The following is a 12,640-nucleotide window of genomic DNA, read 5'->3' on the forward strand; positions in this document are numbered from 1 at the left end:
GGGCACCGTGGGGACGGCTACCGTCGGTGCCTCGGGGGCCGGGCGCGGGGATTGCGGGCTCCCGGCCGTCGGTGGTGCGCCTACTTGCGTGGCGTGCGGTGGTTCGCCGGGCGGCGTCCCCCAGGAGCTTTGGGAGCGGCGGGCGCTGATCAACGCGGTCGCGGCGGCGGCCGTGCGCGCCGTCGGCGCGTTTTCTGAATCGGGATCAACCGTGGTCAACGGGACCGTCGCCGCCGGGTCGGGCGAGGCGGTGGCGGGGCGAGCGGACGATCCCGGGGTCATGGCGCCGGACGGTAAGGGCCGAGCGGGTTGTCGCGCCTCATACGAACGGGCAGACCCGGTGTCCTCAGTGGTCATTTGTGCCTTCTCGTCACCGCTGGTCAGGGCGGCGAAGGCTACCGAGCGTAGTCAGTTACCCGTCAGGAATATCCGTTGGCGGTTCGGCGTCTTTATCGATACAGTAGAAGGCGGAACAGACCAGCGAAGAAGGATGGCTACCGTGCCTACGGCACTGAGCATTGAGCAGTACCTGCAGGAGCTCCACGACGACTACGCCGTGCGGATCAACGAGGCGGTCGCCGACGACCGCGACGACCTGGTCTGGCAGCTCGCGGACAGCTACACCCACGAGGCCCTCCGCGCCCAGGCCGACTACGGCCTGACGCCCTCGCTCCACCGGCTCCCGAATCGCGGCGACGACGCCGCGGCAGCCTGAGGGAATGACCACTACCTGAAAATGGTTATCAGGTATGTGAAGGCTTCCGGGAGGCCGGGAGCGGAGAGGACACCATGAAGGTGCGTAACTCGCTTCGGGCGCTGAAGGCGAAGGACGGCTCGATCGTGGTCCGTCGTCACGGACAGATCTTCGTCCTCAACAAGAAGAACCCGCGGCTCAAGGCCCGCCAGGGCTGAGCTGAGCAGAGGGGCCCCGGTCAACCGACCGGGGCCCTTCCGCATGCCCGGACCAGACTGTCGGTGGCCCGGGTTAGAGTGTCCGGACTGTGGATCCGGATGAACTGACGCTCGAGAGCGCTGCCGAAGACAACGCGATCGTGGCCGTTTACCGGCAGATGTTCGCGGTCCTCGGCAGCTCGGCGCAGTCGGTGATCAGCGAGCCCGTCCTGGTCGACCTGGCCGAGACGCTGTTCGCGGCGTTCTCGGCAGCCGGCAGCGACGGGCTGACGATGGAGCAGATGCGGCTGGCGTGCCGGGGCTTCCCGGACTCCGTCTTCCACTCGAGGGTCCGTACGCTTCGTGAGCTCGGCGCGGTCCAGAAAGCCTTCGACCGTCCGCACCAGGACGTCTACCGGGCGTCCTTCACCAGCTACGTCTCGCTGTTGTTCATCCGCAGAATGCTCACCCGCGGTGGTCAGCTGGAGCTGCACCGCATGCTGACGCTCGAGCGGCTCAACCTGGACGACCCGGCCGCGACCGAGGACGACGCGCGCGAGAGCGCGGCCCGGCTGGCCCGGGCGTTCCGGCTGATCGTCACCGAACTCTTCATGCTGACGTCCGGCGGCACGATCGACGCGCTCCGGGAGAAGGCACCGCTGCTGTGGAACGCCGACGCGCTGATCGGCGAGGCGACGGGCGTCCACGATCTGATCCTGTCGCGCTGGCCGGAGCTGACGCGGCCGAGCACCGAGCTGCGGGCTTCCGTCGCGGCCTACCGCGACGTGTCGACCGCGGCCGCGGGGCGGCTGACGCAGGCGGTCGGTGCCACCCGCGCGCTCGACCTGCTGCCGCCGGAGGCGTGGCGGACGTTCACCCGCCGCTCGCCGGTGAGCGCGCTGGCCGCGCCGCTCGCGGGGCTGGTCTTCGACGCTCCCCGGCCCTGGCTGTCGGCCGGTGACCTGGGGGAGGCCGTCGCGCAGGCCGAGCGTCCGACGCCCCAGCGGCTCCGGCCGCCGCGTCCGTCCGACGAGGAGCCGGAGGCGGTCGCCGAGGTGCGGTCCGGCGACGACGCCGAGGCCGCCGACCTCCGGGAGCGGGCCGAATCCGTGCTGGCCGGCCGGGACGTCGTCGAGATGGCCGACGTGATCGGCGGGTCGGGCGACTGGCCGACCGCGCGGCGACTGCTCGCCGATCTCACCGCGGCGGCCCAGCACCCGGCGCTGCCCTACGCGCTGACCTGGCGCGACGGGCTGCTCGTCGACGCCGGTGGGGTGCCCTCCTGGCGGGGTCAGGGCCACTTCGGCCGAGGGCCGGTCACGGGATGAGCGTGGAGGAAGCAGCGCTCTGGGCCGCGCGGGCCCGGGCGGAGGGGCCGCTGTCGGTCCCGCCGGGTGCACCCGCTCCCGACGGGTTCGTGCGTCTGGTCGAGCCGGGGGTCACCCGGGCCTGGTGGGTGCCGGTCGGCCCCGACGCGGTCACACCGGCCGCCCTGCGAGACCTGCGGCTGACCGTGCCTACCCTCACCCATCCGAACGAGGCGGCGCGGGTGCTGGCCGGGTGCCTGCGGTGCTGCTGGACCGACCTCGGGTCCGCGCCCTGGCCGGGCCGGGCGGCCACGGTCGAGGCCGTCCTCACGGTTCTGACCGAGCTGCTCCCGACCCGGAGTCCGGAGATGCACCAGCGGTTCGCCGCCGAGGCCCTCCGGCAGCTCGCGGACGCCGGCTGGCTGCACTGGCACGAGCCGACCGGCGTGGTGCGGCTCGGGCCGCGCGTGGTGATGTGGCCCGCGTCCGACGTCGAGGCGCTCCGCGAGCTCTGCCGCACGATGCCCCAGGCACCCGAGTCCCAGGCAGCCGAGCCCCAGGCACCCGAGCCCCGCGAGGCTGCGGACCCGGCCGGGGCAGACGCGTGAGCGGCGTGGCCGACGATCTGCTCGGCGGTCTGTCCGAACGCGACCGCGACGAGGTCGTCGCCGCCTGGGCGGCCGTCGAACACGCCCGCGAACCGGTCGAGGAGCTGGGGTTCGCCGCCCTGCGTGACCCGGCGCTGCGCGAAACGCTGCGGACCCTGCTGCGCCGCACGGGCCGTGACCTGGTCCGGGTCTCCGGACGCGAGTGGACGAGCGGGTTCGACGACCCGGTCCGCGACGAGCTCGTCGCCCGCGGCTGGGGAACGCTGCCGGAGTTCGACCGCGCCGTGCTCACGACGATCCTGGTCCACTCGGTGGCGATTCCGCGGTCGGAAGGCCGGCTGGCGGAAGACAGCTGGGCGTCGGCGGTTCCGACGAGCATGGCCGAGCTGCGCAGCCACACCCAGCTGGCCCGCGGCCGGCTCGGGGAGGCGCTGCAACGGTTGCGCGCCGCCGATCTGATCCGGCCGGTCCGCGCGGTGGAGGGGTCGGCCTACGTGCCGGGTCCCCAGTTCCACCGGCTGACTCCGGCGGCGCGGCGGCTCCTGCAGGAAGAACTCGTGCTGGCCGCGGGACCGGGTAGCCCGCTGGCGGCGGCGATCCGGGCGGCACGCCAACTGGGAGGGGAGCAGTGACGCGCGCTATCCGCGGCGGAGGCGATCTGGACGTGGTCGGAGACCGCGTCGCGATCGGCATCCAGCTGATCGGGGTGTCCCGCCTCTCCACGCATCCGGTGCCGCTGGTGCCCGGCTGCCTGATCACGGTCGCCGGGCAGGGTCCGAAAGACTCCAACGGCGCCGGCAAGTCGTCGTTCATCGCCGCGCTGACGCTGCTGCACGGCGACGAGCAGTGGCGGCTGGCGTCCGGCGCACGCGAATCGGCCGACCTGCTGTTCTCGGCCGAGATCGCGGCCCAGGACCGCGAGTACGCCAGCGCCGACCACGGCTACGTCATCGGGGTGTTCGCCGACGCGGACGCGGTCGACCCCGAGTCGCTGGCCGCCGGCGCGCTCACGGTCTGGTTGCGCATCGACCGCGAGACGCCTCACCTTCTCGTCCGCTGGACCGACGGTTTGCACGTTCCCGTCGCGTCCACCGAATCGGAACGGGAACGCGAGGCGGACGCGTTGTGGGCGGCTCTGCCGCCGCGAGCCGGACGGCGCGACTACAACGCACGGGACCTTTCCCGGGTGCTGTTCGGCGAACACATCCGGTGCGTGTCGTTCCTGTCGACGTCGGTCCGGCCGTCCGCGACCGCGAACCTGCTGGCGCAGCCGCTCAACGAGCTGAAACCGGATCGCATCTTCTCGGCGGTCGCCGCCCTCACCGGCCTCGACCACGAGATCGCGAGTGAGCAGCGGCACCGCAACACCGAGCACGCCGAGCGAGAGAAGGCGCAGGACGCCGAGAACCGGCTGCTCGAGTGGGAGGAGCAGGCGTTCCACATCGAGGCGGCGATCGAGCGCCGCGAGCAGGCCCGCGACCGCGAGGACACCGCGCGTGCGCACTGGCGGTCGCGGTCGGCGGTGCTCGTCGCCCAGGCCGCCGACGAGATCGAGGCGATCGAAGACGACCTCCGGCGGATCGCCGCCGACGACGCGGCCCACCGCGAACGGCTCACCGAAATCGGTGAGGAACTGCACGAACTCGCGGACGACGTCGCGGTGCGGGATCGTCTCCGGCGCGCGGAGGAGGCGTTCGCGGCCCTCGACGGCGACAACCAGCAGCTCAGAGACCGGCGGCGGTCGCTCGCCGACTCGCTCGACCGGCTGGGCCGGGAGGCCGACGACCTCGAAGCCACTGCCAGGGACGCCGACGGACGCGACGAGGCCACCGCGGCCGCGGAGCTGGCCGACGCGGACGGCGCCCGTGTCCGTGCGATCGGTGCGCGGGCGGTCGCCGCCCACGCCGCCGAGGTGGCGCGGACCGCGCTCGCCGCGGCCGAGGCCGGTGACGACATCGCCGCGGACGAGCTGGCCCGGCTGAAGGGCGCGGGGATCCCGGCGATCGCCCTCGCCGACGCGGTGGCCGTGACCGAGGCCCAGCGCGTGACCTGGGAGCCGCTGCTCTGGCCGTACCGGGGAGCAGCGGTCATCGCCGCGGAGACCCGCCCGGCCGCGGTGGCCGCGCTCGCTCCGCTGCCCGGCGCGATGCTCGTCGTCGCCGGAGCCCCGGTGGCCGCGCAGGACGTCCCGGGCAGCGCGGGGGACGTGCCGGGTAACGCGGCCGGATTCGATCTTTCGGGGTTTCTGACCGCGCTGCGCGCGGGCGCGGACGAGCAGAGCGACCCGCCCTCGGTGACCCGAGCGGGCGTCACGGTCATCGGTGGGTTCGACGCACCCGTGACCGGCCGCGCCGCCCGCATCACCCGAGCACGCGAACGGGTGGCCGCCACGGCCGAGCATCTGCGGGAGGCGGACGCGGCGCTCACCGGCAGCGAACGGCAGCTGGAGACCGCGAAGCGACGACTGGCCGGGGCCCAGGCCGCGGTGGCCGCGGAGTCCCGGCGGGCCCGCATGCGGACCCACCGGCGCGACCTGGACGCGGTGACCGAGCGCGCCGACGAACTGGCTCCCCGCCTCGCCGCGGCCCGGGGCGAGTACGACCAGGCCCGGCTCCTCGAGACCGGCAGGCAGCAGCGGGCCGACGCCCTCCAGAACCGGCGTCGCCGGCTGGAGGACCTGCGCGAAGAGCTGCGGCTCGAACGCGACCGGCTCGACGCTCGCCGCCGCGTCGTCGACCTCGACACGCTCCTGCGCGACTGGGGTGCCACGGTCGAGGCCGCGCAGAACCACCTGGCCGACCTCGCCGACGACGAGCAGCTGTTCGACGCCGACGACTGGTGGCGCGCCGCCGAAGGGGTCCTCGGCGAGATGCTCGCGCTCTGCTTCCGGCCCGGGGATCCGGTGCCGACCCAGGTGACGGCGCTCGCCGAGGAGCGGGCGACGCCCGGCCGAGGCCAGCCCGAACGGCAGAAACAGTCGTTCGCGTCCCTTCTCGACGCGGTCCGCGACCACCTCCGGCTCAAGGCGCACGAAGACACCCACCAGCGGACCCGGATCGCGGCCGAGCGGACCGAGAAACGCCGGGCCCGGGACGCGGCCGCGCTCGGCCACGACGAGGCGTCGAAGGCCGCGGCGGCCGTCCGGGCCTCGCTGGCGAAGGCGATCAAGGCCCGGCTCGACGCGGTGGGGGAAGAGTTCGACCGCCTGGACCAGGCCTACGGCGGCTACGGCGCGGGCCTGCGCTTCGCCGAGCCCGAGCCGCCCGCCGACCCGACCAAGCGCTGGAACTGGGAGGTCACCCCGGTCTGGCGCCGGGCCGAGGGTAACCCGATGGTCGCCTACGACCGTCGCGGCAACACGGCCCAGATGGACGAGAAGGCGGTGAAGCTGGTGTGCGCCGCGGCGCTGGCGTCCGGTACCGGGCGTCCGCTGCTGCTGGTGCTGGACGAACTGGGCCGCAACCTCGGCAAGCAGCACCGGCGCGAGGCGGTCGCGCTGTTCGAGCGGATCGGCGCCGACAGCGGGATCACGGTGGTCGGCGCGCTGCAGGACGACATGGAGCGCTACGCGATCGACGCCTGCGGTGAGTACGTGAAGCTCCGGCGGACCTCGGACACGATGGCCTACAACCAGGCGCCGGTCATCCACGGCTTCGACACCCGTGCGGCCCGGGTCGCGCTCCTGCTCGACTGGCTGTCCGGAAGTTACCCGGAATGACGCGGGCCCGGCCCCGGGGCTTCCGCCTCGACGTCTCGCCGCTGGCCGGGCTCGACGCGTACGCCCTGCCCCGGGCGGACGGGACCTACGAGAAGGATCGGCGCGGCCGGGACGATCCACGCCGGGTCACCGTGGAGCCGGCCGAACCGCCGGTACCGCCGGTCTGCCCGGACGACGTCGATCCGGCGGCCTGGTCGTGGTTCACCGCGAGCGAGCGCCTCTGGGCCACGATCGCCGGCCGGTTCGCGGACTCGGCCGAGGACGTGATGGCCGCGGTGGCGCGCGCGGGTGGCGTCCGGATCGAGTACCGGTTCGCCGGCGGCGCCGCGCGGCGTCCGCCGGTCCGGACGATCCCCGACGAGACGCTCGCCGCCGCGCACCGGTCGGCCCGCACGGCGCGATCGGACCGCCGGACCGCGCTGGCCGCACGGGCGGCGGCACTCGCCGACGAGTTGCGTCCGCGCTGGCCCGGTGCGGCCGCCTCGCTCGCCGCCGTACCCGGCGGTGATCGGCTGTTCTGGGCGGTCGCCGCGGGCAGCGACCTGGCCGCCGGGCGCAGCAGCGACAGCCGGCGGGCGTTCGTCCAGCGCCACACCGGCGACCCGGACGCGCCCCGCGCCGACCGCGGGACCAAGGCCCGGGAGGACGTCACCGACCTGCTGGCCGCGCTGGGCTGGGAAGCGGACGCGCTCTTCGCGCTGGGGCTCGTACGTTCTCCGTATCTCGGGATCGGTGGCCCGCTGGTCCTGACCGTGGACGGCCACCCGATCCGGACCGGTCCACTGCCCGGTCCCCACTCGTTCCGGATCACGGCCGGGCGGGCGGTCGCGTTGCGCACCGAGCCCGGCGTCCGCCGTCTGACGGTGGTGGAGAACCGGCAGGCGGCCGAGACCGTGTGCGACGGCTGGCCCGACGAGGCCGTCGTGTGGTGCCCGGGCCAGCCCGCGGACCCGATCGTCGCGCTGATCGCTCAGGCTGCTGGGGACGTCGACGAGGTCCTGCTCTGCCCGGACGCGGACCTCGGCGGCGTCCGGATCGCGGGCCGGATCGTCGACCGGCTGGAGCGGGACGCCGTGGTGCTCGACGCGGGCTCCGTCGCTCATCCGGCCGGGGTGCCGTTCCACGAGGGTGCGCTCGCCGGGCTGGCGGTGTGGGGAGAGCGCGACGACGGGGTGGGGTCGCTCGCGCGCGCCTGCCGGGCGCGCGGGTACGCGGTGGAGCAGGAGGATCCGGTCGCTCGGGTGCTGCGGGCACACCTGCGGATCGAGCCGGCGGCGCGCTGAACCCGTGCGCCGGGGAAACACGCCTCAGCGCATCTGCTTCACGAATGCGGTGAAGCGGGTCGCGTCGGCGCGGCGTCGTTCGTAGGTCGCGCCGACGGCCACGAGGAGGACGCCCGCCAGGGAGAGCGGAACCCAGGTCGGGACGGCGTCGGCGAGTTGCGGGAGGACCGGGGCCAGCGCGCGGGCGGCGACCAGCGTCAGGACGGTGGCGCCGGCGACGAACGGGGCCTGGCGGCGGGCGGCGGCACCGGCGAGCGTGACGCCGAGCGCGGCCGCTCCGAGCATCAGCACGCGCAGTCCGAGTTCGCCGTCGGAGAGCGCGATCGCGCCGGTGGGGATCGCGGCGACCGCGAGGGCCGGGCCGAGCGCGGTCCAGGACGAGATCGCCGGCCGGCGGCGCAGGACGTAGAGGCCGAACGCGGCCGCCAGCGCGGCGGCGGGGAGCGTGTAGGCCTCGGGTGTGGTGACGCCGGCCCGGGCGAGCCAGGCCCAGAGAGCGAGGAGCTCGACGGCGGGGATGAGGCTCAGGCACCAGCGGCGGGACGCGCGGAGCCCGGCCAGTCCGAGGGGGATCGCGAGGAGCGTCGCGGTGAGGGCGAAGACCAGGTGGTCGGAGGCACCGAGGAAGGCGAGCGGGCCGGAGCCGTCACCGGTGGCCGGGCCGTGGCCGGTGGCCGGGCCGGTGGCCGGGCCTCCGGGGAGGGCCGGGCCGCCTGGGGTGGTGGGGGTGGTGGGGCCGCCTGGGCTGCCTGGGGTGGTGGGGGTGCCTGGGGTGGCCGGGCTGTGGCCGGCGGTTATCTCGGCGGCGATTTCGGTGGCGATGGCGGTGGCCAGTGCGAGGGCCCCGGCGACGGCGGCCCCGGCGTCGAGGGCTCTGGTGACCAGGCGCGGCGCGGCGGTCAGGCCGGGGAGGACGAGGGCGGTCGCGACGGCCAGCAGCAGGTAGGCGGTGGGGAAGTCGCTCGCGGCGCCGGTCGCGAACGCGAGCGCGACGGCCGCCGCCGCGCTGATGGCCGCGGCGACCCGGCGGGGGAGCGCGGCCCGGGTGAGGACCGTCGCCGCGACGGCGCCGGCGAGGACGGTGCCGAGCACGGAGAGCGTCGCGGCCCGGTCGGCGAGCGACCAGACGACCGCGACGAGGCCCGAGGACGCCGCGAGCACGGCGGCGGCTACCTGGCTGGTGCGCGCGCCGCCGGTGGGGGGTGTGCAGGCGAGGAGTGCGCCGGTGGCGGCGAGGGTGAGGAGGACGCCGAGCGCGACCGGCCAGGGTGCGCCGAAGGCGGGGGCCAGCTCCGCGAGCCCGAGAGCGAGCGCGGGGACCGCGTACCGGACCGCCGCACGGGGGTGCGCGTACCACCGCACTCCGAGGTGCAGCACCAGCAGCCCGAACGCCAGCGCCGCGACCGGTTCGAGAACGCCGCCCGGGAACGTGAGGTCCGGCGCGAGCTGCGCCGCACTCGCCGGGGCGCCGCTCCAGACCGCGGTGACCCACGCGACCGGAGCGAGCACGGTGGCCAGGGCCGTCGGCGCCAGCGCCAGCGCCGCCACGGCCAGCCCGGGCACCGCCGCCAGCACCCCCGCCGTCCCGGCCGTGGCCCGAGCCCCGCTGCGGCTGCGGCTGCCGGTGCCGGTGCCGGTTGCGATGCTCGCCGGGGCCGCCATCGGACCGGCCGCAGCCGACGCGGCGATTCCGGTTGCGTTGGCGGCTCCGGTCGCGTTGGCGGCGGCTCCGGCCGCGTTGCCGGTGGCGGCTTCGGTTGCGTTGCCGGTGGCGGCTTCGGTCGCCGCGCGGGCCGTGGTGTCGACGGCGGGTTCGGTCGTGGTGTGGGTGGCGGTCGCGCTGCTGGTGGCGGTTCCCGTCGTGGTGCTGACGGCGGGTTCGGTCGTCGTGGGGGTGGCGGGTGCGGTCGTGGTGCCGGTGGCTGTTCCGGTCGCGGTAGTGGTCGCGGTGCGGGCGGCGGTGGTGGCGAGTACGGCGGCGGCCACGGCGAGGAGGGCCGCGACCGGACGGCCGACGGTCAGAGCCAGGCTCCCGGCGGGCGTGATCGCCAGTGCGCCGAGCGCGGCACCGACGTACCCCGCACCGGCGGCCATCGTCGACGCGGTCGCTGCGGTCCGCGGGCGCGGGCGCCGGGTGAGGGCGGCGACTCCGAGCGCCACCACGGCGGTGGCACCGATCGCGGCGCCGGCCGGTCCGGGTCCGCCCGCCCAGCCCGCTGCGCCGCTGGTGAGCGCGGTCGCCAGTGCTGCGGCCTCGCCGATCGCCGCACCGAGCGCCACCCCGGCGAACACGGCCTGGCGCCCTTCCGAGGCCGCGCGCCACGACAACACCGCGTACCCAAGTGCGATCCCGCCCAGCACCGTCAGCGTCAGCCCGCGGGAAGCGAGCGCCACCCCGAGCGCGTAGGCCGCGAGCCCTCCGCCCGCCACGAGCAGCCCCACGGCACCCGCCCGCACAGCAGCAGCGCCCCCGGCGGCAGAGCCCCCGGAGGCAGGGCCCCCAGCAGCCAGGCCCCTGACCGCACCCCCGGCAGCAGCGCCTCCGGCAATTCGGCCTCCGGCAATTCGGCCTCCGGCAACTCGGCCTCCGGCGGGGCCTCCGATCACCCGGCCTCCGGTGGCCGGGCTTCCATAAGTCATGCCCCCGGCAGTCAGGCGCTCGGCCGGGCTTCCGGGAGCGCCTCCGGCGGCAGCGTCTGCGGCGGAGGCGCCTCCAGCAGGCGGGCTTGCGGCAGCCGGGCCTCCGTCGTCAGGGCTTCCGGCAGTCATGCCTCCGGCAGGTCTTCCGGCAGGGCCTCCGGCAGGTCTTCCGGCAGGGCCTCCGGCAGGCCCCCCGGCCGTAGGGCCTCCGGCGGCAGGGGCCTTGGCGGTCGCAGGCACCGTGTCCGGTCCGGCCGTGTCCGGTCCGGCCGCGTCGGGTCCGGCCGCGTTGGGTCCGGGCGCGGGCGGGGCGGGGGCCGCGGCGGCGCGGCCGGAGGCGACCAGCCCGGCCACGGTCGCCGCCGCTGCCGCGGCGCCCGCGACCAGTACCGCGGCCCACAGCGGGGCCGCCGCCGCGGCCGGGACCAGCACGGCCAGGGCCGCGACGCCGGCCGCGGCCAGTGCCAGGGACACCGGACGGGCCCGGCGGGCGTCGAAGACTCCGACGATCACGGCGAACGCGGTCAGCACCGCCGCGAGGGCGAGAACGGCCGCCCACGTCGGGCGGCCCGGAGAGGCCCAGAGCGCGCGACCCGCGTCGGCGCCCCAGAGCAGGTCCCGGTCGCTCAGCGGCGAGACCAGCGTGAACGCGACCGCGAGGAGCGGCGAGATCGCCGTCGCGCTAGCCACCGCCGCCGAGGCCGCTCCGGCCCCGGTCTGCCACGCCGCTCCGGCCCCGGTCTGCCACGCTGCTCCGGTCCCGGTCTGCCGCGTCGCTCCGGCCCCGTCCCGCCACGCTGCTCCGGTCCCGGTCTGCCGCGTCGCTCCGGCCCCGTCCCGCCAAGACGCACGGTCCCGCCAAGACGCTCCGGCACCGAGCCGCCCCGTCGGCCGGAGCATCCGGGTCGCGAGCGCGCACGCCAGCGCCACGGCTCCCAGCCCCGCGAGCCCCCACCCGGACGGCCCGAACCGCAGCCATCCGAACACCGGCCCGGCCGCCACCAGCAGCACCGCGGCTCCGGCCGCGACCCCCCGGGACACGTCTCGAATCCCCCGAGCCCCTAGCTCGGCGGCGAGCAAGCCGGCGCAGGCCAGCGCGACCAGCGCCAGCACCCCCGCCGCGAACCCGGACCCGGTGCCGGTCGCCGCTGCGACCAGTCCGCACAGCAGCGCCCCCGCCGCGGAGAAGCCTCCGCACACCCCCGCGACCACCCGCACCGCGTTGCCCCGCACGCGCGCCAGCACCGCGACGTCCGCCGCGACGAGAACGACCCCGGCCACGGCCCACGGCCCGGCGGCGTCCGCATGAGGGACCGTCAGGAGAACGGCGGAGAGGTGCGCCAGCACGACCCCGGCCGGCCGCAGCGTGCGCATCGGAACCACGAACGGATAGGCGAGCGCGACGAGCGCGGTCACCGCGAAGACGATCCCGGCGTAGCTCGACGACCCCGGGACCAGCCCGACGTGCCGCACCGCGTATCCGTCCAGCAGGAGCAGCACCAGACCGAGCAGCGCGAGCGTCTCCGCGGTCGAGGCCAGCCGGAAACGCAGCAGCACCGCAGGCACCGCGAAGACCCCGAGGGTGAAGGCCCCAAGGATTAGTGACCGCCCGCCGATCCCGAACGCGCCCCAGGCGACCACGGTGAACACCACGGCCGCCACCGCCAGCAACACCCCGCCCAGCCCCAGCAGCACCGCCTGCACCGAGCGCGCCGACGTCTCCGTCCGGCGCCCGGGCTCACCCGCCACCGGCACCCACACCGGCCCACCCCCCGCAGCCACCCTTCCCAGCCCGCCGCCGGCCACCCCGCCCGGAGCCACCCCTCGCGGATCCACCCCGCCGGGCCCAACCCCGCCGGGCCCAACCCCGCCGGGCCCAACCCCGCCGGGCCCAACCCCGCCGGGCCCAACCCCGCCGGGCCCAACCCCGCTCGGCCCAACGACCCCCGCCGCGGCCGCCCGTCGCGACAACAGCTCCGACCGGTACCCCGACGCCTGCGACCAGACCCGGTACGCCTCCACGGCCCACCGTTCCGCCCCCGCCAGCGCGGCCCGCGCCGCCCGTGCGCCGGCGTCGGCCTGGGCCAGTGTCCGGGCCGCGGCGGCGAGCGCGGCGTCCGCACGCGCCAGCTCCTGGTCGTAACCCTCGGTGCCACTCATGCGCGTCACGATCGCGCAGCCGAAGCACCGGGC

General features: G+C 76.0%; 8 protein-coding genes. 7 read left to right on the top strand and 1 reads right to left on the bottom strand.

Annotated elements, in window-relative coordinates; genetic code table 11:
* Positions 1-499 precede the first annotated feature (499 nt).
* The 7 genes from ACIBZJ_RS39460 (at position 500) to ACIBZJ_RS39490 (ending at position 7,807) form a co-directional block, all read left to right on the top strand.
* Complete coding sequence (locus ACIBZJ_RS39460) at positions 500-715, top strand: hypothetical protein (RefSeq protein ID WP_395938753.1); 216 nt, start codon at positions 500-502, stop codon at positions 713-715.
* 74 nt (positions 716-789) lie between these two features.
* Positions 790-912 (top strand): type B 50S ribosomal protein L36, encoded by a 123-nt coding sequence (gene ykgO, locus ACIBZJ_RS39465; protein WP_142708675.1) that lies wholly within the window; start codon positions 790-792, stop codon positions 910-912.
* Between the two features lie 89 nt (positions 913-1,001).
* Positions 1,002-2,219, top strand: a complete 1,218-nt coding sequence (locus tag ACIBZJ_RS39470) for a hypothetical protein (protein WP_395938754.1) — start codon at positions 1,002-1,004, stop codon at positions 2,217-2,219.
* Positions 2,216-2,806, top strand: coding sequence for a hypothetical protein (locus ACIBZJ_RS39475; protein WP_395938755.1), 591 nt, complete (start codon positions 2,216-2,218; stop codon positions 2,804-2,806). Before ACIBZJ_RS39470 ends, ACIBZJ_RS39475 begins: the two co-directional genes overlap by 4 nt.
* Positions 2,803-3,438 carry a hypothetical protein gene (locus ACIBZJ_RS39480; RefSeq protein ID WP_395938756.1) on the top strand — a complete coding sequence of 212 codons (636 nt, stop codon included), beginning with the start codon at positions 2,803-2,805 and terminating at the stop codon, positions 3,436-3,438. The genes ACIBZJ_RS39475 and ACIBZJ_RS39480 overlap by 4 nt, the downstream gene beginning before the upstream one ends.
* The gene (locus ACIBZJ_RS39485) at positions 3,435-6,524 is read left to right on the top strand and encodes a hypothetical protein (protein WP_395938757.1); all 3,090 of its coding nucleotides are present in this window, start codon (positions 3,435-3,437) and stop codon (positions 6,522-6,524) included. Before ACIBZJ_RS39480 ends, ACIBZJ_RS39485 begins: the two co-directional genes overlap by 4 nt.
* A complete protein-coding gene (locus ACIBZJ_RS39490; protein WP_395938758.1) occupies positions 6,521-7,807 on the top strand; it encodes a DUF2399 domain-containing protein in 1,287 nt (428 codons plus the stop codon). The genes ACIBZJ_RS39485 and ACIBZJ_RS39490 overlap by 4 nt, the downstream gene beginning before the upstream one ends.
* A 24-nt stretch (positions 7,808-7,831) precedes the next feature.
* On the opposite strand, the gene ACIBZJ_RS39495 is transcribed toward ACIBZJ_RS39490, so the two are convergent.
* Complete coding sequence (locus ACIBZJ_RS39495) at positions 7,832-12,607, bottom strand: SCO7613 C-terminal domain-containing membrane protein (RefSeq protein WP_395938759.1); 4,776 nt, start codon at positions 12,605-12,607, stop codon at positions 7,832-7,834.
* Between the last annotated feature and the right edge of the window lie 33 nt (positions 12,608-12,640).

Source organism: Cryptosporangium sp. NPDC051539 (genome assembly GCF_044454545.1).
Lineage (GTDB): Bacteria > Actinomycetota > Actinomycetes > Mycobacteriales > Cryptosporangiaceae > Cryptosporangium.

Bases quoted from the DNA above. Each gene is read 5' to 3' on its own strand.
- ACIBZJ_RS39495 (WP_395938759.1), bottom strand. From the start codon at position 12,607: ATGAGTGGCACCGAGGGTTACGACCAGGAGCTGGCGCGTGCGGACGCC.
- ACIBZJ_RS39475 (WP_395938755.1), top strand. From the start codon at position 2,216: ATGAGCGTGGAGGAAGCAGCGCTCTGGGCCGCGCGGGCCCGGGCGGAG.
- ACIBZJ_RS39490 (WP_395938758.1), top strand. From the start codon at position 6,521: ATGACGCGGGCCCGGCCCCGGGGCTTCCGCCTCGACGTCTCGCCGCTG.
- ykgO (WP_142708675.1), top strand. From the start codon at position 790: ATGAAGGTGCGTAACTCGCTTCGGGCGCTGAAGGCGAAGGACGGCTCG.